Source organism: Ruegeria sp. B1 (assembly GCF_056535885.1).
On the sequence record NZ_JBQFJA010000001.1, the window covers coordinates 4,263,449 to 4,288,274 of the forward strand.

The 24,826-nt window shown below is 55.6% G+C and carries 19 protein-coding genes, 1 tRNA gene and 2 pseudogenes; 8 read left to right on the forward strand and 14 right to left on the reverse strand.

Annotation, left to right across the window (positions count from 1 at the left end; genetic code table 11):
* Positions 1-84: 84 nt before the first annotated feature.
* The 4 genes from ACR3ES_RS21155 to ACR3ES_RS21170 form a co-directional block, all read right to left on the reverse strand.
* Positions 85-1,482: an FAD-linked oxidase C-terminal domain-containing protein gene (locus ACR3ES_RS21155; RefSeq protein ID WP_170435992.1), complete on the reverse strand. Its 1,398-nt coding sequence runs from the start codon at positions 1,480-1,482 to the stop codon at positions 85-87.
* Between the two features lie 90 nt (positions 1,483-1,572).
* Positions 1,573-3,366, reverse strand: coding sequence for a gamma-glutamyltransferase (ggt, locus tag ACR3ES_RS21160; protein ID WP_170435990.1), 1,794 nt, complete (start codon positions 3,364-3,366; stop codon positions 1,573-1,575).
* 119 nt (positions 3,367-3,485) lie between these two features.
* Positions 3,486-3,881, reverse strand: a complete 396-nt coding sequence (locus ACR3ES_RS21165; RefSeq protein ID WP_170435987.1) for a GFA family protein — start codon at positions 3,879-3,881, stop codon at positions 3,486-3,488.
* 21 nt (positions 3,882-3,902) lie between these two features.
* The gene (locus ACR3ES_RS21170; protein WP_170435986.1) at positions 3,903-4,889 is read right to left on the reverse strand and encodes a 2-hydroxyacid dehydrogenase; all 987 of its coding nucleotides are present in this window, start codon (positions 4,887-4,889) and stop codon (positions 3,903-3,905) included.
* A gap of 170 nt (positions 4,890-5,059) precedes the next feature.
* Here ACR3ES_RS21170 and ACR3ES_RS21175 point away from each other — a divergent pair, with 170 nt between their 5' ends.
* Complete coding sequence (locus ACR3ES_RS21175) at positions 5,060-5,548, forward strand: SH3 domain-containing protein (RefSeq protein ID WP_480425526.1); 489 nt, start codon at positions 5,060-5,062, stop codon at positions 5,546-5,548.
* 33 nt (positions 5,549-5,581) lie between these two features.
* Here ACR3ES_RS21175 and ACR3ES_RS21180 read toward each other — a convergent pair whose 3' ends face one another.
* On the reverse strand, positions 5,582-6,094 hold the full coding sequence (locus ACR3ES_RS21180) for a ferritin (protein ID WP_170435982.1): 513 nt from the start codon (positions 6,092-6,094) through the stop codon (positions 5,582-5,584).
* A 176-nt stretch (positions 6,095-6,270) separates the two neighbouring features.
* Here ACR3ES_RS21180 and ACR3ES_RS21185 point away from each other — a divergent pair, with 176 nt between their 5' ends.
* From ACR3ES_RS21185 to ACR3ES_RS21195, 3 genes are all read left to right on the forward strand, one after another.
* A complete protein-coding gene (locus tag ACR3ES_RS21185) occupies positions 6,271-7,260 on the forward strand; it encodes an NADPH:quinone reductase (protein WP_170435979.1) in 990 nt (329 codons plus the stop codon).
* A 92-nt stretch (positions 7,261-7,352) separates the two neighbouring features.
* Positions 7,353-7,427, forward strand: a tRNA-Gln gene (locus ACR3ES_RS21190).
* 943 nt (positions 7,428-8,370) lie between these two features.
* Complete coding sequence (locus tag ACR3ES_RS21195; RefSeq protein WP_170435977.1) at positions 8,371-12,006, forward strand: SIR2 family protein; 3,636 nt, start codon at positions 8,371-8,373, stop codon at positions 12,004-12,006.
* A gap of 622 nt (positions 12,007-12,628) precedes the next feature.
* On the opposite strand, the gene ACR3ES_RS21200 is transcribed toward ACR3ES_RS21195, so the two are convergent.
* Genes ACR3ES_RS21200 through ACR3ES_RS21210 form a run of 3 tightly spaced genes read right to left on the reverse strand, consistent with a single transcriptional unit; the run spans position 12,629 to position 15,704 of the window.
* A complete protein-coding gene (locus ACR3ES_RS21200; RefSeq protein ID WP_480424450.1) occupies positions 12,629-14,143 on the reverse strand; it encodes an ABC transporter ATP-binding protein in 1,515 nt (504 codons plus the stop codon).
* Positions 14,140-15,186: a P-loop NTPase family protein gene (locus ACR3ES_RS21205; protein ID WP_170435973.1), complete on the reverse strand. Its 1,047-nt coding sequence runs from the start codon at positions 15,184-15,186 to the stop codon at positions 14,140-14,142. The genes ACR3ES_RS21200 and ACR3ES_RS21205 overlap by 4 nt, the downstream gene beginning before the upstream one ends.
* 26 nt (positions 15,187-15,212) lie before the next feature.
* Positions 15,213-15,704 (reverse strand): hypothetical protein, encoded by a 492-nt coding sequence (locus tag ACR3ES_RS21210; RefSeq protein WP_480424452.1) that lies wholly within the window; start codon positions 15,702-15,704, stop codon positions 15,213-15,215.
* A 518-nt stretch (positions 15,705-16,222) separates the two neighbouring features.
* On the opposite strand from ACR3ES_RS21210, the gene ACR3ES_RS21215 reads away from it, so the two are divergent.
* Positions 16,223-16,780: an RNA polymerase sigma factor gene (locus tag ACR3ES_RS21215; RefSeq protein ID WP_480424453.1), complete on the forward strand. Its 558-nt coding sequence runs from the start codon at positions 16,223-16,225 to the stop codon at positions 16,778-16,780.
* Positions 16,777-17,520, forward strand: coding sequence for a zf-HC2 domain-containing protein (locus ACR3ES_RS21220; RefSeq protein ID WP_170435967.1), 744 nt, complete (start codon positions 16,777-16,779; stop codon positions 17,518-17,520). Before ACR3ES_RS21215 ends, ACR3ES_RS21220 begins: the two co-directional genes overlap by 4 nt.
* Here ACR3ES_RS21220 and ACR3ES_RS21225 read toward each other — a convergent pair.
* Positions 17,517-18,908: a S8 family serine peptidase gene (locus ACR3ES_RS21225; RefSeq protein WP_170435964.1), complete on the reverse strand. Its 1,392-nt coding sequence runs from the start codon at positions 18,906-18,908 to the stop codon at positions 17,517-17,519. The two genes, ACR3ES_RS21220 and ACR3ES_RS21225, sit on opposite strands and share 4 nt — an antisense overlap.
* Before the next feature lie 205 nt (positions 18,909-19,113).
* Between ACR3ES_RS21225 and ACR3ES_RS21230 the strand changes: the two are divergent.
* Both ACR3ES_RS21230 and ACR3ES_RS21235 read left to right on the forward strand, forming a co-directional pair.
* A pseudogene (locus ACR3ES_RS21230) lies at positions 19,114-19,206 on the forward strand (IS6 family transposase); the annotation flags it as partial.
* Positions 19,207-19,368: 162 nt separating this feature from the next.
* Complete coding sequence (locus ACR3ES_RS21235) at positions 19,369-20,367, forward strand: IS110 family RNA-guided transposase (protein ID WP_170438367.1); 999 nt, start codon at positions 19,369-19,371, stop codon at positions 20,365-20,367.
* 528 nt (positions 20,368-20,895) lie between these two features.
* On the opposite strand, the pseudogene ACR3ES_RS21240 reads toward ACR3ES_RS21235, so the two are convergent.
* The 5 genes and pseudogenes from ACR3ES_RS21240 to ACR3ES_RS21260 form a co-directional block, all read right to left on the reverse strand.
* Positions 20,896-21,087, reverse strand: a pseudogene (locus ACR3ES_RS21240) (DNA mismatch repair endonuclease MutL); the annotation flags it as partial.
* A gap of 73 nt (positions 21,088-21,160) precedes the next feature.
* A complete protein-coding gene (locus ACR3ES_RS21245; RefSeq protein ID WP_170437424.1) occupies positions 21,161-21,451 on the reverse strand; it encodes a CcdB family protein in 291 nt (96 codons plus the stop codon).
* Complete coding sequence (locus ACR3ES_RS21250; RefSeq protein ID WP_170437423.1) at positions 21,439-21,693, reverse strand: type II toxin-antitoxin system CcdA family antitoxin; 255 nt, start codon at positions 21,691-21,693, stop codon at positions 21,439-21,441. Before ACR3ES_RS21250 ends, ACR3ES_RS21245 begins: the two co-directional genes overlap by 13 nt.
* Before the next feature lie 1,249 nt (positions 21,694-22,942).
* Positions 22,943-23,806 (reverse strand): sugar phosphate isomerase/epimerase family protein, encoded by an 864-nt coding sequence (locus ACR3ES_RS21255; protein ID WP_170437421.1) that lies wholly within the window; start codon positions 23,804-23,806, stop codon positions 22,943-22,945.
* 14 nt (positions 23,807-23,820) lie between these two features.
* The gene (locus ACR3ES_RS21260; RefSeq protein ID WP_480424456.1) at positions 23,821-24,816 is read right to left on the reverse strand and encodes an NAD(P)-dependent oxidoreductase; all 996 of its coding nucleotides are present in this window, start codon (positions 24,814-24,816) and stop codon (positions 23,821-23,823) included.
* Positions 24,817-24,826 lie beyond the last annotated feature (10 nt).

Here is a 24,826-nt window from a genome sequence, read left to right on the forward strand (position 1 = left end):
CGACGCAAGCGACCCCAACTGGCCCTGTGCCCGTGGGTCGACGGTTGAAATTCGCCAATTACGAAAGGTGAAATCTGTGCCGCGTCAGACGATTTTGCCGGGATTCATGATGTTGTGTGGATCAAGCGCGGCTTTGATCGCGGTCATGTACCGGGTGGCCGCGCCCAATTCCTTGAGCAGATAAGGGCGTTTCCCCTGCCCTATTCCGTGCTCGCCAGTACATGTCCCCTCCATCGAGATGGCAAGATCATTGAGCCACCCAACAAATTCATCCGCCTTGGCAATTTCATCCGCATTCTGCATGTCGATCAGTGGCAAAGTGTGAAAATTTCCGTCCCCAACATGCCCGACAATGGGGGCGATCAAACCCAGTTCGGCAGCCTTGCCTTGCGCGGCTGTAACGGCCTCGGCCAGCCGAGAGATCGGAACGCAAACATCTGTCGAAATCCCCTGCGCACCCGGACGCAGTTGCAAACAGGCCCAATACATATCATGACGCGCCTGCCAGAGTTTGTTGCGTTCTTCTGTGGTGGAGGTTGCCGCGAAATCTGCCCCCCCAAATTCCTGCGCAATCTGCCCAAAAGTTTCGGCCTGTTCGGCGGCCCCCGTTACCGAACCATGAAACTCCAGCAACAGCAATGGCGTTTCCGGCAAAGCCAGACCGGAATAGGCATTGGCCGCCCTGACCGACATCTCATCCAGCAATTCGATCCGGGCGACCGGAATGCCATATTGGATGGTCATTATCACTGCCTGACAGGCGGCATCAATCGTTGGGAAAGAGCAGCGGGCTGAACTGATCGCTTCTGGGATGCCATGCAACCGAAGAGTGAGTTCTGTGATGATACCCAACGTGCCCTCTGCGCCGATCAGCAGGCGCGCCAAGTCGTATCCTGCCGACGATTTTCTGGCACGGTTGCCGGTGCGGATGATCTGCCCGTCTGGCATGACAGCCTCTAAGCTCAAAACGTTGTCTTTCATGGTTCCGTACCGCACCGCGTTGGTGCCCGAGGCGCGGGTGGCGGCCATCCCCCCCAGCGAGGCGTTGGCCCCGGGATCGATTGGAAAGAACAAACCCTTGTCGCGTAGATGGGTGTTCAGATCTTCTCGTGTGACTCCCGGCTCGACCACACAATCCAGATCCGCTGCGTTTACGGCCAGAACTCGGTTCATTTCAGTCAGATCAACCGAAATCCCGCCGGCCGGCGCATTCACATGCCCTTCCAGCGAGGTACCGGTTCCAAACGGGATCACCGGCACCTGATGCGCGGCACAGGTTTTGACGATTTCGGACACGTCTTCGGTGGAGTGTGGAAAGACGACCGCGTCAGGGCTTTGATTTTCAATCCACGTCGTTGTGTGGCCATGCTGTTCGCGGATTGCGGCCCCCGTCTGCAACTGGTCTCCGAACCGCTGCTTCAGAATACCGACGGCTGTCTCGATACCAGACTCGTTTCGCGGCATTGCAGATGCCTGCACCATTGTAGTCCTCCCACACCCGCGCGCAGCAGGCCTTTCAGATCATGACTAAAAGGCATGCCAGATCGCGGCAATACCTACAAAACGGGGTGCTTACTCGCCCAGCGCGATCCCTTCGCGCCTGGGATCAGCACCGCCGCGCAAACCATCCCTGATTTCGATGGCGTGAAGGCCAGAGGTCAGGTCGCGCGGGTTCACTTCGAACCCGATCTCAGTCAGCACGTCGACATATCCTTCCGCATCCGTGCCAAGCTCGACATCATAGGTGCCGAACCGGTTAACCAGATGCGGTAGCGATACGGCCTGCTGGATGTCCATGCCCCAATCTGCCCAAGCGATGATCGACTTGGCGACGTAACCGATAATGCGGCTGCCGCCCGGCGATCCAATCGCCAGCACCGGCGCGCCATCCTGCATCACAATCGTCGGGCTCATTGACGAACGGGGCCGTTTTCCAGGCGCGAGCCGGTTGGCGATCGGCACGCCCTCGCGATGGGTGCGGAACGAGAAATCCGTCAGCTCGTTGTTCAGCAGAAACCCGTTGGTCATCAGGCGCGAGCCAAATCCATTTTCAATGGTCGTCGTCATCGACAGAACGTTGCCGTAGCTGTCCACAATCGAGATATGCGAGGTCGAGGGCAGTTCTAGTGACTCATCGTCCACCCAGTTCGAAGCGTGATCAAATTCCGGATTGCCGGGTGCGACCTCAATCAACGCGCTTTCCGCATCCAGCAATTCGGCTCGCTGAGACAGGTAAGCAGGGTCGACCAGACCCTTGGTCGGCATGGGGACGAAATCACTGTCGGCCATATAGCGTCCACGGTCTGCAAAGGCGAGGCGCGAGGCTTCTCCGATCAGCCGCCATGCTTCTAAGCTTTCTGGTCCCATCGCTGCCAGATCATAGCTGTTCAGCATGCCCAGAATCTGCCCTACGGTCAGTGCGCCGGATGACGGCGGCCCCATCCCGCAAACCTCATAAACCCTATAGGCCGCACAGACCGGCTCGCGCTCGATGACCTGATAGAGCGCAAGGTCAATCCCGGACAGAACGCCGGGATTGCCGGGTGCAGTACGGACGGTACTGATAATCCCGGATGCAATGTCACCGCCGTAGAAGCCTGCAGCCCCTTCGGACGCCAGAACGCGCAGCGTTTCGGCATAGTCCGGGTTCATCAGGCGCTGCCCTTGCTGCAAGGGCTGACCACCCGGCAGGAAATACTCGGCAGTTGCCGAGAACCGAGACAACCGCTCGGCATCGTTTTCGACAAGGCGGGCCAGTCGGGGCGACACCAGAAAACCCTCATCCGCCAAGCGGATACCATCGGTAAACAGCCCGGGCCATGGAGAGCGTCCCCATTTGCGATGCGCCTCTTCCAGCAGCGCAGGCGTGCCCGGCGTTCCAACTGACAGACCGCCAACAACGGCGTCAAAGAACTTCATCGGCTCACCGTTTTCGTCCTGGAACAGGGTCGGTGTGGTCGCCAGAGGTGCGGTTTCGCGCCCATCCAGCGTGGTCAACTGGCCGGTGGCTGCATCATACCAAACCAGAAATGCACCACCACCCAAACCCGACGATTGCGGCTCGACCAGCCCCAAAACGACTTGAACGGCAACCATTGCATCTGCCGCTGAACCGCCCGCACGCAGTACCCTGGCGCCAGCCTCAACCGCCAGAGGATTGGCTGCAGAGACCATCCAGTTTTCAGCCACGACCGGAACACCGGTGGACTTCGCTTCCAGCGCCGCAATGACCTCGTCGGTCAAGGCCTGAACCTGACCTTCAGACGCACCTTCAGGTGCAACGGCATCGGCGGTTTCCTGAGCAAAGGCCGGAGCGGTAAAGGCAATGGCAGAAAACAGTAACCCGGAAATTCGACTGGTGTGCATTTTATCCTCCAATTCGTTCATTGCTTTCAACGCTGTACCGGCCTCACCTTCCGGACAACCGCGAACTGAAACGCGTCTGATCCGCGGCAGCCTTCGCTGCGCAGTTTGGGGCCCAAGTGTCAATCACATACGACGTTAGACGATGTTTCGCGATCTTTTTCATACTGATCCAAACAGGGAAACTCGGGCAACCATTCCTCGCGGTGGCGCACCCAGCATTCATAGGTTGGGGTCAGCTGGTTGGGTTGATCAAGCGCTCCCAGATGGATTTCGATTTCGTCACCCGTGCGGGCAAAGACCGGCGAGCCGCAACTCGGGCAAAAGAATCGACCAGCATAGCCGCGTGTTTCGCCTTCGATCTGCACCGAATTCTCAGGGAAAATTGCGGCCGTATAAAACAAAGCACCGTGATGCTTGCGGCAGTCGATGCAATGGCACAACCCAACCCGCACAGGCTGGCCTGATGCCACAAATCGTACCTTGCCGCACCCGCATCCCCCTTGAAACTGATCCATATGCGACCCTTTCCCGACGCCCTAAAGCATCGATGGGACAACCTGATCCGGTGGGCGATGGCCATCCTCAAACGTCTTGATGTTGATGATGACTTTTTCGCCCATTTCGATTCGACCCTCCAATGTAGCCGATCCCATATGGGGCAGCAGAACCACGTTGGGCAACTGACGCAGGCGAGGGTTCACGTTAATGCCGTGTTCATAAACGTCCAGACCGGCCCCGGCGATGTCTCCCGTGCGGATCAGACGGGTCAGCGCGTTCTCGTCGACAACCTCGCCCCGAGATGTGTTCACAATCACTGCCGTTGGTTTCATAAGCTTCAGGCGACGTGCGTTCATCAGATGAAAGGTGGATGGCGTTGACGGGCAATTGACCGAGATCACATCCATGCGCGCAACCATCTGGTCTAGGCTTTCCCAATAGGTTGCTTCCAAATCCTCTTCGATCTCTGGTCGCAGCCGTCGGCGATTGTGATAATGCACCTGCATGCCAAACGCGCCCGCACGCCGGGCCACGGCCTGTCCGATCCGTCCCATGCCCAGAATGCCCAGACGCCGCCCGCCAATCCGGCCGCCGAGCAAGGCGGTGGGTGCCCAACCGGCCCAGTCCCCCTGCTGCATGACACCAAGACCCTCGGGGATACGGCGCGTCACCGCCAATATCAGCGCCATCGTCATATCGGCCGTGTCATCGGTCAGGACACCCGGCGTATTCGATACCAGAATACCGCGCTGCCGTGCGGTCGCGACGTCGATGTTATCGACGCCAGCCCCGTAATTGGCGATCAGGCGCAGGTTTTCTCCAGCCTGCCCAAGGAGCCCGCCGTCAATTGCATCCGTGACCGTCGGAACCAGCACATCGGCCTCTTTGACCGCGCTCACCAACTCTTCCCGTGACATGGGGGTGTCGGCCTCGCGCAACCGGACATCGAACAACTCACTCAACCGGGTTTCCACCGCTTCGGGCAACCGTCGCGTGACGACAACACTCAGACGTTCTCTTGGCACCTCTGCCCTCCCACTTCTTTGCAATCGTGCGCGCGCCATGGCATCGTGGCGCAGGATAAGGCGGGGCACAAGAACCCTGAGGCATTGAGTCCACCTTTTTTCGAAAGCAGATCAACAGGCATAAGAGCAGATAGTCAGTGAATGGTCTTCTACCGGTAAAACGTCGTTTATTGGCGATCCTACCCGTAATCGTTCTTGCGTTCAGCCCGCTTGCGGGGGCTGCGCAGGACAAGCGCGGTCCGGTGACCAATCTGCCACTGCCGCGCTATGTGTCGATGAAAGCCGCCGAAGGCAATGTACGGCGCGGTCCGTCTTTGACCCATCGGATCGACTGGGTGTTCAAGCGGCGCGGCATGCCGTTGCAAATCACGGCCGAGTATGGGAACTGGCGCAAGGTTCAGGACCGAGACGGCGCCGGCGGCTGGGTTCACTATGCGCTGCTATCCGGCGTTCGAACGGTATTGATCGACTCTGAGATTCTACCAGTCTATTCCCGGCCAGACCCGAGTTCGCAGGTCAACGCGCATTTCGAAACTGGTGTGGTGGCACGCCTCGGAAGTTGCTCGCTCGACTGGTGTCGCATTTCCGCAGGCGGCTACCGCGGTTGGGCGCTGAAATCGAACCTGTGGGGCGTCGATCCGTCGGAAATCCGCGACTGACCTGCGATCGTTCGTTGCGACGGTGTGCGCTCTTCAGGCCTCGCCGTCGCCCTCACCGCCACGTGCGCCCAGTTCCTTATCCAAAAGCAAAAGGTTCCAGCGATCTCCGTTGGCCGCCTTGGTCTTGTCCAGAATCTGAGTGAACAGGTCTTCTTCTTCGGTTTGTTCGGCCAAAAACCAGTTCAGCATGTTCTGTGTGCTGTATTCCTTGACCTTATGCGCCAGCTCAAAAAGTGCGTTGATCTGACCGGTCACTGTTTCCTCGTTTGCCAAGGCGTGCTCGAGCGCTTCGACAGGGGACGCGTAGTCCGCCTTTGGCTTGGCAATTCCGTCCACGTCAATACGCCCGCCGCGCTTTGCCATGAAATCAAAGATGCGCATCGCGTGGGTGCCTTCTTCGGCAGAGTGTTCCCGGAACCAGTGCGCAAAGCCCGGCAATTCCTGGGCTTCGAAATAGGCCGCCATGGCAAGATAGGTGTAGGACGCATGAAGCTCGCTATTGATCTGACGGTTCAGCGCATCCGCAACGTCTGGATTCAGTTTCATGGACCGTTCCTTTTTTTTCGGTTTTCGAAGTGCACCCGTAAGCTAGGCAGTTCCGATGCGGATTGCAACGACGATCAGGGCTTTTACCAATTGATTTCATTGTGTTAATACGCCATCTCTGGTAATGAAACGCAGTCGCAACCAAACGTGGCGACCACCGATACAAAGGGCAGAAAATGAGAGCTGTCACATATACCAAATTTGGCACAGCTGCGGACGTTTTGCGCATTCAGGACCTGCCGCCGATACCTCCGGGCCCCGGCGAGGTGACGGTCGATCTAGTTTATTCGGGTGTGAATCCATCGGATGTCAAAGCCCGTGCCGGTGCCCGACCCGGCGTGACCAAACCACCCTTTCCGATGGTTGTGCCGCACAGTGACGGATCGGGGGTGATCTCAGCGATGGGCACCGGTGTAATGCCTTCACGGATCGGCGAGCGTGTGTGGATCTGGAACGGGCAATGGCAACGCGCCTTTGGCACAGCCGCGTCGCAGATCACGCTGCCAGAGGCTCAGGCAGTCCCGCTTCCGGATGCTGTGTCTTTGCAGACCGGCGCGGTGCTGGGGATACCGGGCCTGACGGCAGCCCATGCGGTCTTTTCCGGCGGAGATATCGCAGGCCAGACCGTTCTCGTCCACGGCGGCGCGGGTACGGTCGGGTATCTGTGCGTGCAGCTAGCCAAATGGGGTGGCGCGCACGTGATCGCGACGGCCAGCCCCCATAGCTTCGGCCGGGTGCAAGAGGTCGGTGCAGACCGTGTTGTAGATTATGGTGCCGATGATGCGGCTGCGCAAATCCTTGACGCAAACGCCGGACAGCCGATCAATCGAATCATAGACGTGGAGTTTGGCCAGAATGCCGAGACCAATGCGGCTGTCATTGCAGAAAACGGCCGCATCAACACATACGGCTCAGCACGCAACATGGCCCCCAGCCTGCCGTTCTATCCCCTGATGTTCAAGGCGGTAACGGTTGAACTGATTCTGGTTTACCTCCTGCAACCCGACCAGCGCCGCGCAGCCGCAGAAAAACTGCACAGCGCATTGACCCAAGGCGGGCTGACCTGCCCTGTTCAAAAGGTTCTACCGATGCAGGACTGCGCGGTAGCGCATGAATTGGTACACGCCGGTAACCGGACCGGATCGGTATTGATGGAGACTGTATGAACGGGGTTCTTGCTCTTGTTCAAACTGTTCGATGTTTTTGCCTAAAAGCTCTTGAACACCACCGGCAACAATCGTAGATAGCCGCTCACCGTTGGGGTGTAGCCAAGTGGTAAGGCAGCGGTTTTTGGTACCGTGTATCGTAGGTTCGAATCCTACCACCCCAGCCATAAATTTTCCCTACTTTACAATAGCTTACGAGTATCGTTTTTGCGTGGCTTCGCAAATCCAAGCGTAAATTACTGTGGAAAACTGTGGAAAAACTGTGGAAACGGCAAAAATGTTACCGGAAAGAAACCGGTAACATTCTGTTTTCATTATAAAAATGAAACCTACGATGTATGGTAATTGAATCTGGGAATAATTGGCTGTTCACGCCTAGCTCGTGGCCTAGCGGTCAGCGTCCCGATACCAGCGCATTATCATCTTCTCTAAAACGTCTTCACGAACCCGACGATACTTGCCAACTTTTGTGCAGGGTAGTTGCCCTCGGTCGATGCGATTATTAACCCAAGTTACGTTGACGTCAGTCATCCCTATCCCTTGCAGTTTTTCTACGACTTGGTCTGTGCGCAGTAACCGAACTCCCTTTAGGTCGGCATTCTTTTTGTAGCTCATGGTAATTTGCCTCCTAGCAACTTACCAACACCAAAGCTGGTCTCAGCGCTGTCATCTAGGTAAGTCTCCCTGACACTCGAAAGTGAAGCTTGAGGGTCACACAAGCATCTGATGCCATCACCAAAAATCGCCTGCAACGCTCCGGTTCGCTCGCTGCGCGGCATTTTGAATCATCCCGGCGTCAATGGCCTTGGCTGTTGGAAATCCCGGCACTACACTATCTGAAAGCTCCTATAACACGCTACAACTCTTAAGTTATTTTAAGTCTACATATCCGCGAACGTCGAAATGCGATTCATACAAAACGGCCCAAACATCCCTGACGAACTCTTGCACGCTTTGGACGAAGGAAGAGTGGTGTTTTTTTGCGGTGCTGGTGTCTCTAGAGCCAAAGCCCAGCTTCCGGACTTTTTTGGGCTGGCTGAGCAAGTCCTTGCGTCTCTAGGCGTAGGGGACGACAGCCCTGCGGCCAAGATTCTCAAGGCAGCGCAAGACATGGAAAATCAAACTGGGGTGCCGGGTCTCATCTCGGCAGACAGGGTTTTCGGTCTTTTGGAGCGGGATTTCCTGTCGGCTGACATAGATCGAGCCGTAGCGAAGGCTCTTATCCCGAAGGATAACGCGGACCTGTCAGCACACGAGCTCCTTCTTGACCTTGCCACATCAAACGACGGGGTGACAAAACTCGTCACCACCAACTTCGACAGGCTTTTTGATGATTGCGGACGTGAACTTGAGGTCTGGCAACCTCCGCGTTTGCCAAACCCGGGACACCCGGGCGAGCTCAATGGTGTCGTGTACCTCCACGGTCGCGCCACAGAGAAGTATGATGGGTCAGAAGGCGAAGGGTTTGTTCTATCCAGCGCTGAATTTGGAAGAGCCTATTTGGCAGAGGGCTGGGCAACAAACTTTTTCAAGGATGTAATCGATCGCTATGCGGTTGTCTTTCTTGGTTATGCCGCCGACGATCCACCCGTGCAATACCTGCTTGAGGCTTTGAACAAGTCGCGTGGGCGCTTGGACGAAGTCTATGCATTCCAATCGGGCACAGACGATGACGCTAACGCACGCTGGCAGCACAAGGGTGTGGCGGCTATCCCCTACGCCAGTGACAACCAGCACGAGGCGCTTTGGACCTCTCTAGCAGAATGGGCCGACCGTGCGAGGGAACCTGAAGCATGGCAAGACCGCACAGTTGAGCTCGCTCTGCGCGGTCCAGAAGCACTGACGCCGATAGAGCGCGCGCGAGTTTCGCATTTGGTCTCGACCAAAGAAGGCGCACGAAAGTTTTTCGAAAGCGATCCGCCTCCACCTGCAACTTGGCTTTGTGTGTTTGATAGAACGATCCGCTATTCTCCGCCTCGTGAAATCCGTTTCGGTGAAGATGAAGGCAAGTTTGCTGATCCGTTCTTGCTTTATGGTTTGGCAACGGATCAGGTTCCGCCACCGGTAAATCCAGATGATTTGAACCCGAAACGAGAAATTCCGTCGACGGCATGGGATGCGTTTACGTTGAACCGGAGGGACAGGGCTGGGCTTAGAGACGATCATGTAACATTGCTGCGTGGCGGTGCTACCCTGAAAGCAGGCGTATTACCCGATCGCTTAAACATGTTGGGGCTTTGGTTGTCCAAAGTATCCGACCAGAACGCGGCGGTTTGGTGGGGTGCAAGGCAATATGGATTACATGAATGGATTCAAAAGAACATCCGATGGCACGTTGGAAGCGCTCAAACGAAATGTGAGCCGCACGTTTTGCAGGCTTGGTATTACCTTTTCGAGCACTGGCGTTTCGCGAGCGATGACGACAGATTGGATTGGTACAGGTTCTTGGATGAATTGGAAGTCGTCGGTTGGAGCAAGGCAACGGTACGAAAATTTGAAACTCTTTCGCGCCCCAGATTGGCCGCGAAGCACAATTATTTCGGGTCGGCCGTACCTCCTCAAGTTGAGGAGAAAACCAAACTTAGTGATCTGGTTCATTTAGAGCTCAAATACCTTGAGCATGCTCCCGAAATTGGCATACCTGACGAGTGGCTTGCTGACGTAGTCTCTGCTTTGAAACGCAACCTAGATATTGGCATTCAGCTAAAAACCGAGAGCGGAAACTACAAGTGGCTAAACATACCTCCGATTATCCCGTCTGACGATCCAGACATCAGTGGGCACGAACGAAGCGAAGGCTTTCGTGGAGCAGTTCTAAGATACTCCACTGTTTTTGAGCGCTTAGCTGAACTAGACGCTCGAAAGGCACGCCAAGAGGTTGCGAGTTGGCCTACCAATGATGACATCACGTTTGCCCGGCTTCGGATTTGGGCCAGTCGATTTGCAGAAGTCGTGCCAAACGATGAGTTTGAAGACTATTTCGAAAGCGTCACCCGGGAGGCCTTCTGGAACATTCGCCATCAGCGAGACCTGCTTCTAGCTCTGAAAGAGCGATGGGCTACGTTGCCTATGCCTGCAACGAGAAGACTTGAGCAGCGAATTCTTGAGGGGCGAGAGCGTTGGGAAAACGAACCCGAGCACGAGTTTGCAATCAGACGCGCGTGGGGAATTGCCGACAGGATTCACTGGCTGCATTCCAATGGCTGCAATTTGAATCTCAACTACGATGCTGAGATCGAACGACTGCAAAAGGCTGCTCCAGATTGGTCTCCAGAACGTGGTGAAAGGGCTGATGAATCTCTCGAAAGCCGTGGTGGTATTGTTCGCACTCATACCGACTTTGATGAGCTACTAGCCGAACCTTTAGCCAACATTCTGCCCAAAGCTCAGGAATTGTCGAATAAGTCCGGGTTTGGTCTTGATGAACGAGACCCATTCTCAGGCTTGTGTACAAAACGGCCAGTCTTAGCGATTTCTGCTCTTCGTCTCGAAGCAAGGAAAGGTATCTTTCCTGAATGGGCTTGGCGAAGATTTCTAAATCGTGAGAGCCGGAAAGAGGACTTAATTCGACTTAAGAACTTTATTGCCGAAGTCTTGTTAACGGCCAACGATGAAGCTCTAGGAGGTGTCATTTATCCTGTTTCCGACTGGCTTCTAAATACCTCAAAGGAGCTTCCCCACGAATGCGTGCCGATATTTGAACGATTGACTTCAAGGTTACTAGATACGCTTACCAATAACCCCGATGTAGGCGGTTCTGGTATTGTGAGAGGCGGCAACGAACCAGATTGGGCATCTGAGGCGCTAAACTCGCCAGCAGGTAAAATCGCTCAGGCTCTGTACAACGATCCACGGCGAAACGACTTGGACTTAGGGCAAGGGTTACCAAACGAATGGAGGGTGCTTGTTGAAAGAGCTTTGTCGTTGCCCGGAGACGACGGTTGCCTTGCCTTGGTGTTTGTCAGCCACATGCTGCATTGGCTCTACGCTATTGACCCAGAGTGGGCGGATGAAAAGTTACTAAGTGTTTTGAATGGGGATTCCACTGCCAAAATTGACGCTTGGTGGACAGGCTATCTTTGGGGTGCCAAAAGCATTCCCAGCTTCGAATTATCCGAAAAACTGAAACCTCACCTATTTGACAAAGTGGCCAGTAGAGCAACCGACGATCAAGAAAACAGAGACGGTTTGGTGGGTCTCGTACTGGCAAGTTGGGTGTACTCAGACAGTGCCAACGGGGAAGTGCGGATAAGCGACGCCGAACTTCGTCATTTGTTACTTAACGCAGGGGATTCTTTCCGAGCGCAAGCGCTTTGGCAGTTGGAGAGACGTGGCAAGGGCGATGACGACGATTCCAAGCTCTGGAAGTCTATGCAAGATCGCTTCCTGCGGAACGTCTGGCCAGTTCAGATAGCCGCTCGCACACCAAAAAACACTGCGAGATTGATTGAGTTGGCTTTCTCCAACCCAGATACTTTCATGCAGACATCCGAAGCTATCTTACCGCTCATTGGCCCAATCGAGCGCGATCATATTGTCCTGCCTTCTATTAGACGAGGCGAAGGCAATATCGTCGACAAATACCCTGAGCGAGTTCTAGAAATCCTCTATATCGCTCTGCCCGAGGACGCCAACTCATGGCCTTACGAGATTGACGCCGTATTGGAGCGGATAGTCGTGGCGGATTCAGAACTACGCGCTAGCCCTAAGTGGGTTGAGTTAATGCGTCGCTGGAATTCGAGATAGCGTCATCGGTTGGGTCAACCAGTTGAATAGAATCAGCACACAACTGTGGAAATTTTCCACAGCAATGGACGGCCAGTAAGGATTTGTGATGTGCGCTGCAATGGAAACACGGCTCGATCCACAACATTGTAAGTAAAAATGCACATCTCGCGTTTTTTAGCCACGCAAGCTTTTGTACTTTAAGTAAAAAATGTAAGGCAAAATTAGCACCCGGTAAGGCATTTTCGCATTTTGGTACCGTGTATCGTAGGTTCGAATCCTACCACCCCAGCCATGATTTTCCTTGAAGTCAAAAAACCTTGAAGGAATGTGAATTTTATGTTGATTTTTCAGAACCTTAAGTTCTGGCGACTTCAATTGAGACCCGAGCATGCGCGCAACAATGGTCGATTTCGAGCCGCAGTCTCAGTTTGTGATTCCGGCGGTACGAGTTTGGTGACTTTGGGAGAAACACCATCCTTCGAGGACTCCAAAAGAGGCCATACAGGTCCAGAATGACGATCTCGGCTGTGGCGCAGCCAAGAGCGTCATCGCGAAAGTGGTTTGCGAGATCCAGCGTTTGCAACAAAACTTGTGCAAGTTCGCACCGGGTTGTTCTACCGACGTCGCCTCAAGCGGGACACTAACATGCACGTACCGGCTGTGAGGTTCCAATGGTCTCTTGGACAAGTTGGGTCGCGTTGTCCAGTGCCGCCAAGTTCGCTTGTTCAGGCATGACACTGCGTACAAGAACAAGCCCAGGTTGCTGAAGTTCCAGCCGGAGGATCGAGAGCGCAAGCCTATGGTGTGCGGCAACGTTGGCGCCACGTTCCTTCAGTTTGGCATCTAGGCCGCCAATTTCGGAAATAAAATCCAGTTGAGCAATACGCTCGGCGGTTTGCAGAATTTTCGCGTCAGGCGGCCTGGGTCGCAGACCCAGGGTCAGAGCGCGCCGCAGACTGCCCTTCAGGATCAACGGCTGCTCTGTGACTATACCGACGCATCGACGCAAACTGCCGGGTGTCAGATCGGCAATATCCGAGCCACCCAGTTTGAGTGAGAAATCCGCGGTCACCGCGTTGCCCGTCAGGGACTTTTCCACCAGATCCATTGCGGTGCTGGATACAACGGCTGTATGACCTGCGGCCAGTTTCAGAATGGGCTCTTCTCCACGAAACATCTCGACAGTACACGGTTTGCGGCGCAAACGAATCCTTTGGTGCCTCGGCGCAACCATGGGACGCCCTAGCGCACGCTTTAGACTGCTGTATGCCGCATGAAATTTAGCAGCCTTGTCGCTGGAAGACATGATGTTGCGCAACGGCCGGATCATAAGACCCAGCGCTGCCAACGCGGCGGCAATGGTGGCTGCGGGCAAACCATTAAGGCTGCCAATGACCATAGTCAGGCTTGCAGCGACAGCAGCTGAAATCTCCGGAATCGCCATTCGGTTTTGATAAATGGCGCGTCTGTAACGAGCTGTTTCTATAACTTTTTCAGCACCCCGTTCCAGAGACCTTAGTTCCAGTTGCCGGCGCCCGAGCGCAGCGAGTTTCGGGGCAACCGGAAGTCGTTCTGTAATGTCGGCAGCAAGCCGGGCGCGGCGCTTTCGAAGAAGAACATGGGCTTCAAAAAGTCTTCGATGCGTTGCGATCGCCCAAACGGCCGTTGGCAAAATTGCACCCGCCGCGCCCCAAACAAACCTGGGATCCAAGTAAACCAAAACAGCGGTTGACGCAGGCAGCAATACACCCGCCTGCACAAGTCGCGGCAGGCCCAAACCCGGCCAGTCTTTCAGGGCGTTCAGATCGCCCGTCGAACGCAGCACCTGGTAGCCCATGCGCCGGAGGTCAAGATCATGCTGGTCACTGCGACTGGCATGCTCGAACAATGCTAAACGAACATCTTTGGCGTAGTCCTGACCCAGGTGTTCGGCAACATTTCGAAAGAGCAACTGGCTTAAGGCAGCACAAATTCCGGCAATACCCACCGCGAGTATTGAGACGATCGGGATCCCCATTTCGGCATGTATCGCAACAAATACACTGCGCGTGGCAATGGCCGCCGCTGCAAGAGCGGCGGCCTGCGCCAGTGTCAGGAACAAAATCCGCCCCAGCAGGCGGCGCCTGAGACCCGCAAAGAGCTCGGGAGGGGTCATGCTGCTTGCGGGGCACGTCCGATCCCGGTTCGCGCCGCCAGTGTATTGGCGTAGGCTGGGTCAAGGAGTTGGCCGCGTGTCAGTACTTGCACGCCTGTCACCGACTGCGCCTCGGTGGCAGCCATCGGAGAACACGACAGCATTCCTGTCAGCGCCATCGGTCGAATACCGTTACGCGCGAGTTCCGAGACGCCCCCTGCCGCAGCCACCGGGTCGGCACAGGCAAACAGGTATTTCGAGAACCGGGTCCGTGCGTCCGCATCTGCGAGCAGTGCAGCGGTCTCTCGTTGGTGGATCCCGTCCGCCAGTTCCATGACCGCAATGTTGCAGCCCCGTGTTTCGGCTTCGCCCAGAAGTGCGTCAATTCCGGCGATGATCCTCGACAATGGCTCCAGGTATGTCGTGACCATTCCCGCGTCGGTGAAATCTGCGACGTAGGACGCTCCGGCATCGGCGTAGGCATTGTAGTCTCCGAACGCACCTGTCCCTGTGCCTTTGAGCACCGCAACCTGCCAGCCGGCCTTGCTCAGGCCATGCGCCAATGCGGCAGTTGCTGTTGTCTTACCGGAATTCATCGATGTGCCCACAACGCCGATTACGGGAAGCTGAAAGGGCCGCGTTTGTGCGGGCAATGCATAATCGATCGTGTTCAGGACTTTCCCGTCATTTGACGTGATGCGCCCCAATGGCTGAATCCGGGTGGGTGGTCTAACGCGCTCATTGCGTTGTGTCATTCGACCGATACATCCCCCACCCGCAAGCATGTCACAGCCGGTTTCGCTGATCTCGGCCAGCCCTTCAAATTGGTCCGGGGCATAGCGAGCGCCGCAGGGCAGAACCACAAGGTCACCGGGATACAATGCCGACGGGCGGCCCGCCCTCAGTTGAATGCGCCGGTGATTTCCAATTTCAGACACGCGCCCCAGGATGAGATCGCCCGGCTTCGAACTGGAAAAATCCTGGCATAGCCCGTGGGCAAGCCCGGGATCAATGCGCCTGGTCGTAAAACTCCATTTTGCATCTTTGAAATTGCAACGGTCCATAGTTAAGCTCCTCTATCTAAAGGTTTTCAATTGCTGCAAACAAGCCGCGTCAAGCCGGCGTTTGCGCAGTCAGAAAAGCTGTGAGCACAGCCGGGAAGTTCCGTCAGGGACACGTCCGGACTGATCCCTCTGGCCTCTGCGGCGGCTCGAAATGAAGTGCAATAGTGCCGTGCCCGCGCTAGACGATGGCGTCCCTGCGCTTCGTCGATCAGTGGCCCCTTACGCAAGGCGTCATCACGATGGTGATCTTCAGATCCAACATAGACCCGCAGCTTCAGGGCTAGGTAGTTGCGCAGCTGGTTGTGGGCCAAAGCGGGTATGTTTGCTTTGCTCGACTTCTCGGATGGGGCAAGCCCCATCGGAAAGGGCTGTGTCAGATCGGGCAGGCAATACCATCCTGCGGCCGCCAGATGCAGCGTCTCGGTGCGTTGCGGATAAAGCATCGCAAATCGATGCGCGAGCTGGGCGCCGCCGGAGTAACCGAATATCTCGACCTTATCAGTCGTCGCAGCACCCATTTGCTGCACCAAATCAAGCAGTGCGAGGATGGCACGATCCGGCCGGTAGGCACCGATCCTCTGAAAGTGAGGCCAGCTTCTACCGGAAAACAGAGGAGTAATCAGGATTTGGCCTTTCGCTTCGCAAAGGGCCGAAAACGAGTTTGCTATGCTGGCCGCATCGCGTGAGATTCCGTGCAGAGCCAACAAAGGCGGCTGTGTTGGAGAGGCTAACCTGGGTATCCGAACTTCTGCGGATAGTATTCTTTTTCCGACCGTGACGGAAAGTGTGTGGACCGACATCGGTCTCGCTACAGGTATAGTATCCATGGCAGTGTCAAACATCTGTTGCTCCCAAAATTCGCAATCTTGCAGAGACAACGGAGGGCTTGGCGATCTATTCCAAAAAAACTTAGGCGCCAAGTGACAATTGAACCGAGCAAAACCCTGCTAGCGGTTGGATGCGTGCCGCACCACCTCCTGGCTTGTTTCAGCAAACAATTACGTCTGAGTTTCATTTTTCGACCGGATTGGAATAAATGTCTGACAGATCCGTTGTTAATGAAGAAAACGCGCAACAGGAGAAACAAATGTCGGATCGGTTCCGCAAAGATCTGGTGATCCTTGTCCCAAAACTGCGCCGGTTCGCGTTGACTTTGGCAGGTAACCAGCCGGACGCAGACGACTTGGTGCAATCCGCTTGCGTCAAGGCGCTGAGAAACGCCGCCCAGTTTCGCGAAGGAACCCGGATGGACAGCTGGATGTATCGCATCATCCAGACCCTCTGGATCGACGACTGCAGACGCGCGAAAACGCGCGGGGCACAGATCGATCCGGAGGTTGTGAGCCTCAGCGACGGAGGGCGCGGCGCGCGCCTGCCCGAAGATCGCATGATGCTTGATACTGCGCGTCACGCGATGAGTGCATTGCCCGAGAACCAGCGCGTTGTCCTGTCGCTCGTGGCCATTGAGGGGATGAGCTACAAGGAAACGGCCGAGGTTCTCGAGGTTCCTGTCGGCACCGTCATGAGCCGTTTATCGAGGGCCAGAGAGGCATTGCTGCCGCAACTGGGGATGTCGAGGGGACCGATGCAATGATTTCTGCCACTGTAATGGATCAGTCTCGTCTTGCCGCTTTTGTTGACGGGGAACTGTCGCCGGAAGAAGCAGCGGAAATCGTTCTGCATCTGGCAGATCATCCGCAGGATCAGGCCTATGTCGACGCGCTTATGACGGCGAACGAGGCGTTGTCACAGGCGTTCTCCGACCCTTTGGACGAGCCTGTTCCAAACGCGATCAGGGAAACGGTTTCGGGCAAGTCAAAAACCGCCAATGTATTGCCGTTTCGCAAACGCAGTGTCGTTTGGCTGGGTACCGGATTGGCAGCCGTATTGGCGTTGGCCGTGACCATCGGTCCAGAGCTTGCTGGTCCAAACGACGCGCTTAGGCTCGCGGTCGGACCGGTCGAAAACGGGTCCGCACTGGCCACGTCGCTTGACCATCTGCCGTCCGGAGTTCCTGAGACACGAAATTCCGAACAGAGCCTGATGGTTTTGGCAACGCTGCCGGTGAATGACGGATACTGCCGGGAGTTCGAGATTATCAGCTACGAAGATGAACGGGTCGACCTTGGCATTGCCTGTTTTCAGTCAGACGGTTGGGTGGTCGAAGTCACCATGTCAGAGCCGCTTTCGGCCACCGGAACGGAAGACGGCTTTGTGACTGCCAGCGGAACAGAGATGCAGGGCTTGATGCCTTTCCTCGATCGGCTTGGGGCAGGCGATGCTCTGGCTCCCGCACAGGAAGCCAGCCTGATTGAACGCGGTTGGAAAGATTAACACAACCAACCCGCGTTCAGCAGCCCATGACCAAATATGTCGTCAACGCCCGGTGCGCCAAGATCCCGGGCGGATTGCAGTAACCGCGTACTGACCTCATCCGGTGTCAGTGTTTCGTCCTCTGACAACATGAGGGCGACAGCAGCGGTGACAAATGGGACCGCAAATGAGGTGCCGGATTTCAGGCGTGCGCCCCGGATCGAGGTCGCTGACAACATGTTTACACCGGGCGCGGTCAGATCAATATGTGGCCCACGTTGGGCCTGACGATACACACGCGCCCGCGCGTCGACCGCTGTTACTGCAAGCACGCCGTCAAAAGCGGCCGGAAAGGCTGGCTTGCCGGACGGACCGGCATTTCCTGCCGCCGCGATCAGGACGATCTGGTCCTCTACGACCAGCTGATTAACGACGTCTTCAAGAACGTTGTTCTCGGGACCTGCGAGTGACAGGTTGATTACGCGAACGCCGCGCTCTTTCAACAGATCGAGTCCCCGCAACAGTGAAACCAGATCCGCGCGTTCGTCAGAGCCTTGGCGCGCAAACGCATCGACGGCTATGATTTCTGCGCCGTGAATGAGACCCGGAACTCGGCTCTCCGGATCACCGACCATAAGAGAAGCGACTGCCGTCCCATGGATCGCTTTGGATGGAGCCAGAGACTGATCCGACAGCTGTATCAGTTCCAGCCGCGCGCTCGACATGATTTCATGGTTGGAATTGATTCCGGTGTCGATCATCCCAACAGTTACACGCACAGAACAGGCGCCGACCGTCTCCGCCATTTTTGGCCATTCGATCATCTCCCAGGCAGGACAGTTTTCATGCGAGCAGCTGTCAGAGGCCGTCTCAGGCGTTTCGTTTTGTTCGAACCGGTAGAAATGATTAAAATCCGCATTGCTGCCCGACGGCAGCGACCGGACCCGATCGCGGGCCGCCTCCAGATCCAAGTCTTCAGGAAAAGACAAACGAGTCAGAACCCGGTCCACAGCGTCCAGATTGACAGTGGCATTTATCGTGAACCCCTCGGAGACGAGTTGTTCAAGATCTTCAGCCGTGGCATCCGAGACAACAATTTCGGAAGATGCCTGTGTCGGAAGCGCAGCGACAGCCGTCGGCCGCACAGCCTGGGTTTGTCGGGGTCTGTTGAACAGTTGCCCTAGGACTCCGCTGCCGGGTCGCTCTCCCGACGATCCGCTACCGCCCGGGGAACCAGAGCCATTGTCATCGTCGTCGTCATCGTCATCATCATCATCGTCGTCGTCATCATCTGCCCAAGCTGCAGAGACGAAAGATAGTTTTGGTTCAAACGGCAAAGCCAGTTCCAGAGGGAGCCAGAAACCGAGTATCAGGCAAACCTGAAGGAGAAGCTTTGCGATCTTTTTCATTTCGGTTTCCACCCTGGTTGAACAGCTTTCGGGACGACAACGCGGCGCAAGGCGTTTTATTCCATATCAATGGAATTCGAGGACTACCGGATTTACATCACTCGGTGTCACAAAAAAAATCGCAGCCGCACTGCAGCAGCGAACAAAGGGACCTGCCAGAAGCACTTATCTTGAGGCGGGATGAGGGCTTTCGTAACCTCGGTCCATGAATAAGAGATTGCCATTCAAGTACTTCAAAACAAGTGCTGAGATCATCCGTCTGGCCGTAACGTTACACGTTCGGATTTGTTTATCTCTTCTGCGGAATACTGTCTGCGGGTCGCACGGCGGATGTCTTTGACAACTTTCTCGCCGTGGCTCGGCTTAGTTCCGGATTTCTTTCTCATCTTATGGAATGGACGCCCCTTGCACCGATGCCGATAGTTTTCGGCAGACGTATCAAGCAGAAGGAGTTCACAGAATGCAGTTACTTGCGATTGATTTAGGCAAACAGTCGTTTCACATCCACGGAATCACCAATGAGGGCGAGGTAATCTCGAAGAAGGTGACCAGATCAAAACTCGCCGCTGCCGTTCAGGAGTATTCCCCGGAAACAGTCGCCATGGAGGCTTGTGCCAGCGCTCATCACTGGGGCAGACAGTTTGAGGCGCAAGGCTATGCCGTGCGCCTCGTTCATCCGCGGTTCGTAATGCCGTTTGTCAAAGGCTCCAAGAACGACGCTGTTGATGCCGAGGCGATCTATGAGGCCGCACTGCGCCCGACTATGCGATTTGTCCCAGTGAAGACGACGGAGCAACAGGATTTGCAGATGCTGCATCGAACACGTGATCGTCTCATCACACAACGGACCGGATTGATTAATCACATTCGGGGCCTTCTGGGGGAGTATGGCGTTGTCATTCCAGTCGGTGCCTTTCGGTTCCGAAAGGATATCAGAAACGCCGTCGCTGAGGCCAAGTTGTCAGCGCTGGCAACGGAAAACTTCAACGCACTTATCGCCGAATTCGAAGCGTTGGACAAACACGTCGCTGAGCTCGACCGTAAGCTAATCGCGATCTGCCGGACCGATGAGCGGTGCAAACGTCTTGCAACCCTCCCCGGCGTCGGGCCTGTGATCGCCACCGCCTTGATCGCTGCCGTTGATGACGGTCGACACTTTTCGTCTGGCCGGGCACTCGCGGCATGGATAGGCTTGGTTCCCAGACAATATACGACGGGCGGCAAGCCCCGGCTTGGTGGCATAGGCAAACGAGGCAACCAATACCTGCGGCGCCAGCTCATCCACGGCGCCCGGTCCGTCCTGATCAGGATCGCCAATCGTGATGATCAACGCGCGAGATGGGCGCAGGGCTTGCTGGCACGCGCAGGTCACAACAAAACGCTCGTGGCTATCGCCAACAAGACAGCACGCATTGCCTGGGCGATTTTGCGGAGCGGAGAAGGCTACAAAGCGGCGTAGCGGGCAGCCCGGAAAGTACTGGCGCTCTAAGAATGCGAGGTGACGAGACGATGGTGTAACGGCAGGGGCCGCAATTCACAGCCTGTAAGGAGTGGTGGCCAGGAAAGGCCGGTCATCTTGGAAGGCACTGAAACCAGCGGATCCCATCGAGGCCAGGAGCAAAGATGCTTCAATCAAAGGCCGGATAGATTCACGCATCCAATGCCGTCAACATCATCACAAAAAACACCTTGCGCAGGGGGCGTCCATAGATCCACTCCTTGGCGGTTACGATGAACCAGAAACCCTCTCTTATCAAATCAACCTAAACTGTCCCATTGGCGCTGACGTCAGGCAAACTGAAGGAAAAGCGGTGTGACGCGCGTATCTGCAGCGTCGGGGAATTTTTCAGCGGTTTCGAAATCCGCCACAGGCTCTTCCAAGCTCTAAATCTTGAAGCCGCTTAGAGGAAGAAGACAACGCCAAGAAGGAACAGGATACACGCCCGTCGCCTCCACCAGATACGTCTCGCAAGACAAACGTAATTTAGGGCTCGGTCATGGAAAGCCGTTTAATAACATCTGAAATTGCCTGCGCTTCTGCACAATCAGTGCGCATGATTTTTAGGCGTGCCGGGGTTGTAACGAGCAGATCACGGAGTTCCACAACTGTGCCAGTGCGTAGGGCCGCCGGCTTTACGGCTTCCATGTCACCGCCAGAAACGCGGATTGAGGCCGCTTGTCCAGTGCATTTTGCAAAGAAGCAAATGTCTGTTCATGGATTTGGTTTGATTAGTTTCGATCAAACCAATTCATTAGAAACCTCCCATTAGAACATCAATAACGCGAGTAATCTCATCTCCTTGCCTTTCAGCACTACCAACCCGGCGGAGAGCCGATCTGTGAACAGCAGCGATCAGCCTGGTGGCTAAAACCAAATCCCAGCCGTTAAACCGGATGACGGGATTGAGATGACGTACAGCGGGATAGTCAGCCAGCAAGGGAATAACGACAATCGCTGCGTCGGGAGGCAACAGATCGCTTTCGATGACCACCATCGCCACATCGCCATGCACGGCAATGTCGAAGCGCTTTAGCTCTTCCATGAGTCACTGCCAGGACCTGCTAGGATGTCCTTCAGGGGATGGCCATTTTTCTCATGCCAGCTTGCCTGGGCAGCAAATGCGTCTGCATTCTCCTCCAGCCATTGCCGGCGCTGCTCCTCAGCAACAGCACGAACGAGCGCCTCGTCTGCAACTGCGGACACATTGACGCCGAGCTCGCGTGCGGCATCCAGCGCATGCGCACTCAAGGTCAGTGATGTCTTACGTTTTACGGCTGCAGTCATGGGCCTCACTCACATCAAGCATACCGTCATAGTATACCGCATCCGAGTAGTGCGCAAGCTCGAGTAGCAAAATATGGATCGGGATATAGTATCGAGACCTGGCACCCTTAGAAAACGCGATCAAAAGTGGAAACCGAGCTTCCGACTTACGATCGCTCAAAAAGGAGCAGGGGGAGACTGCAACCCGTCATTGACGCAAAAAGCGGTTGGCCTGCAATCGATTTTCTATGCTCGTCAAGGCATTGCTCCTATTTGTCGTCTACTTTTTCACTGACAGATTGAGGACAGTCTTCGAGATCAGTAGAGGCCTCAAAAAAATCCACAGAAACCATCGCCATCATGGCGGAAATCCCAGCGACAATCACAAACGACCCCAAATCTGCTGCTCGGTTTTGAGGAAGAAACCTAAGATAAAACGCAAGAAGAACGTCCAGGAGAATTCCAACAGCCAATAATATAAGAAAAATCGCCGCTATAAGGAGCGCAGTGTAGACGAACCAGCTTGGAACTGGTCCGGTTTCACAGCGAACATAGTATTCCGTACTCGTGTAAAAAAAACCCTAACAGTACAAATAGGGCCACAGCCTTCAACAGACTTTCGGTTGCGTAGATTGACAAGGTATTTTCCTGCATTCACCTAAATTCCTCAATCACTGTTTGTTTGAATTCCACTCCAATGATCCGGCTTGTCGCGTTGCCCAGTGCCAACGTATTTGATCAACAGATTGTACACCCACGATGATTTCATATCGTGGACATCCGGCAAACCCAGAATTTTCCTGGTCAGGTCAACAATCTCAGAGCGCTTGCGCTAAGGCTCTTCGAGCCAATCACCCCATGACTCCAGCTTTTGTTTCCCTTTCCGTGGGCTGCCGGCAATCAAGTAGAGCTGCCGCTATGGCATAGATGCCGCTTTTGATCCGTAGCGCCTGCAGGTCAGTCCCCTGCCCCGGCAGCGTGTCCGGAGCCTCGTAATAGTGATGCTCGAAGACCAGCGGCCGCCGACCAAGCGTCTCAAGATCCGCGATTTCACCAGGTTCAACCTAAGGAGTTTGGCACATGGTCAAGCATTCACCGGCAGTTTCGAGGTTGGACGTTCCAATAGTTTGCCTCACATCCAAACTTTTCGTCATCATTCGGGCTTCCATCTGAAAAAGTCAAAACAGACCCGCCTAACGACGGGCCTGTCTTTCAGCCTTCCGATGTAATGGGAGGAACATCGATTAGCCGATGTGCAATCGTTAGATTTTCAGTCAAAATGCTCTTTGAAACGACCGACGCAACGACGGAAACCATCTTCGTAGTTGCCATTTCCCGGATGGTATACGCTCTCGAATGAGATGACGCCATTATAGGCGTCGGCCCGCAGAGCGTCCGCCATCGGCTGAAACTGATCTGCCAACTGGCCCTCGCCCATTTGTTTCACCGTCAGGGTTGCGCGGGGCGTGTCGACCTGAACATCCTTGATGTGAACGTGTCCCAGATAGCCGTCTTTCACCTCTTCATACCCGGCAGGATACGCTTGTTCATGGCACCAGCAATTGTTGGCCGGATCCCAAAGCACTTTCAGTGTGCCCTTGGCATCCAAGTCGTCGATCAGCTTACGCCCGGTGTAGTTCGAGTTCACCATCGTGCCATTGCCGGTTTCGACAACAAGCGTCACGCCGCCATCCTTGGCGACATCAATCGCCGGGGCAATCAGGGGCAGCATCGCATCCCACGCGCCCTTGGCGACATTCCATTTCTCGGCCCCTCCGAAACCCCAAAGGATTTGTTCCTTCTTCGGGGTCATGATGCGCACGAGCGGGCTGCCGACCACATGGGCCATATCGATCACGCGCTTGAGGGCATCCATATGTTTGGAATGCAACTCATCCCCCGGCTTGTTCGCCCCGGTCATCCCCGCAAAGATGTGGCGGGACAGGCACGATACCGGCTTGCCCCGATCCCGTAACAGCGTGTCAATGTCGCGGATTTCGTCGGCCGAATGATCGCCGACCTCGGTGTCGCTGACAAATTGCAGTTCGGCATATTCGAGGTCAAACTCATCCATCACATCGACCGCGTGTTTCAGATCACGGCTGATGCCATCGCAGATTACGCCAAGTTTCATGTTCTTATCCTTTCTCAGCGATGCAATTCAGCGCCGACAATCTCTTCGATGACGCGGGTACAGGCCCAGTTGTCCCCGTCGGGAAACTTGGCCTTGCCGGCATGGAAAATCTGCATGGCCGAGGACGCCACATGCATCGGAACGCCCAGTTCCTCGGCCAGATCCAGTGAAATGGTCAGGTCTTTGTGCATCGTGCCGATGCCGGACCCGGTGTTCTCGAATTTGCGGTCGATGATGTTCTCAAGGGCGGTATTGGTGCAGCCGCAGCCGGCACCGGATGTCGAAAAGACCTTGAACAGGTTCTCGCCCTTGACCCCGGCCTTGGCGGCCAACACAGAGGCCTCAAACGTTGCCGAGAAGATCGAGCCGATCAGGGTCTGCAGACACGCTTTCACAGTCTGGCCCTGACCGGGCGTGTCACCCACATGGTGAATTGTGGCCGAAACTGCCTCCATGACCGGCCGAAACGTGTCCAGCACCGCATCGGGCGCTGCGGCCATCATTGTCAGGGTGCCGCCCTGCGCGCCGGGGAAACCGCCCGAGACCGGGCTGTCGATCAGGTGAATGCCCGATCCTGCCATGGCGTCGCCGATCTCACGCGCCTCGCGGGGTTTGATGGTGGCCGTGAGGATGATTGCCCCGCCATTCGGCATGTGGCTGATCAGACCATCTTCGCCAAAGATCACCGCTTTGGCCTGATCGCCGTTCATGACCATGACGTAGACCGCATCCGAATTTGCGCCGACGTCTGCCACGCTGGTTCCGGGCCTGCCCCCCATGTCGACCAAGGCGCTCATCCGCGCCTCGCTCAGGTCGAAACCGGTGGTCTCAAACCCGTTCTTGATCAGGTTCTTGGCCAGCCCGCTGCCCATATCGCCCAATCCTATGACACCTGCACGTTGCATTTCTGTCTTCCTAATGTGTCGTCCGGCCTGGCCGGAATTGAGATTTGGCGCCCCCAAAAATTGTGAGCGTCGATGTGTGCGGAGTTTCAGGCTCTGATTGACCAAAGCCGGGCAG

Bases quoted from the DNA above. Each gene is read 5' to 3' on its own strand.
- ACR3ES_RS21155 (WP_170435992.1), bottom strand. From the start codon at position 1,482: ATGGTGCAGGCATCTGCAATGCCGCGAAACGAGTCTGGTATCGAGACA.
- ggt (WP_170435990.1), bottom strand. From the start codon at position 3,366: ATGCACACCAGTCGAATTTCCGGGTTACTGTTTTCTGCCATTGCCTTT.
- ACR3ES_RS21205 (WP_170435973.1), bottom strand. From the start codon at position 15,186: ATGGACCGTTGCAATTTCAAAGATGCAAAATGGAGTTTTACGACCAGG.
- ACR3ES_RS21250 (WP_170437423.1), bottom strand. From the start codon at position 21,693: ATGACTGCAGCCGTAAAACGTAAGACATCACTGACCTTGAGTGCGCAT.
- ACR3ES_RS21215 (WP_480424453.1), top strand. From the start codon at position 16,223: ATGTCTGACAGATCCGTTGTTAATGAAGAAAACGCGCAACAGGAGAAA.
- ACR3ES_RS21195 (WP_170435977.1), top strand. From the start codon at position 8,371: ATGGAAAATCAAACTGGGGTGCCGGGTCTCATCTCGGCAGACAGGGTT.
- ACR3ES_RS21180 (WP_170435982.1), bottom strand. From the start codon at position 6,094: ATGAAACTGAATCCAGACGTTGCGGATGCGCTGAACCGTCAGATCAAT.
- ACR3ES_RS21245 (WP_170437424.1), bottom strand. From the start codon at position 21,451: ATGGAAGAGCTAAAGCGCTTCGACATTGCCGTGCATGGCGATGTGGCG.
- ACR3ES_RS21235 (WP_170438367.1), top strand. From the start codon at position 19,369: ATGCAGTTACTTGCGATTGATTTAGGCAAACAGTCGTTTCACATCCAC.
- ACR3ES_RS21200 (WP_480424450.1), bottom strand. From the start codon at position 14,143: ATGACCCCTCCCGAGCTCTTTGCGGGTCTCAGGCGCCGCCTGCTGGGG.
- ACR3ES_RS21225 (WP_170435964.1), bottom strand. From the start codon at position 18,908: ATGAAAAAGATCGCAAAGCTTCTCCTTCAGGTTTGCCTGATACTCGGT.
- ACR3ES_RS21220 (WP_170435967.1), top strand. From the start codon at position 16,777: ATGATTTCTGCCACTGTAATGGATCAGTCTCGTCTTGCCGCTTTTGTT.
- ACR3ES_RS21210 (WP_480424452.1), bottom strand. From the start codon at position 15,704: ATGGGTGCTGCGACGACTGATAAGGTCGAGATATTCGGTTACTCCGGC.
- ACR3ES_RS21255 (WP_170437421.1), bottom strand. From the start codon at position 23,806: ATGAAACTTGGCGTAATCTGCGATGGCATCAGCCGTGATCTGAAACAC.
- ACR3ES_RS21165 (WP_170435987.1), bottom strand. From the start codon at position 3,881: ATGGATCAGTTTCAAGGGGGATGCGGGTGCGGCAAGGTACGATTTGTG.
- ACR3ES_RS21185 (WP_170435979.1), top strand. From the start codon at position 6,271: ATGAGAGCTGTCACATATACCAAATTTGGCACAGCTGCGGACGTTTTG.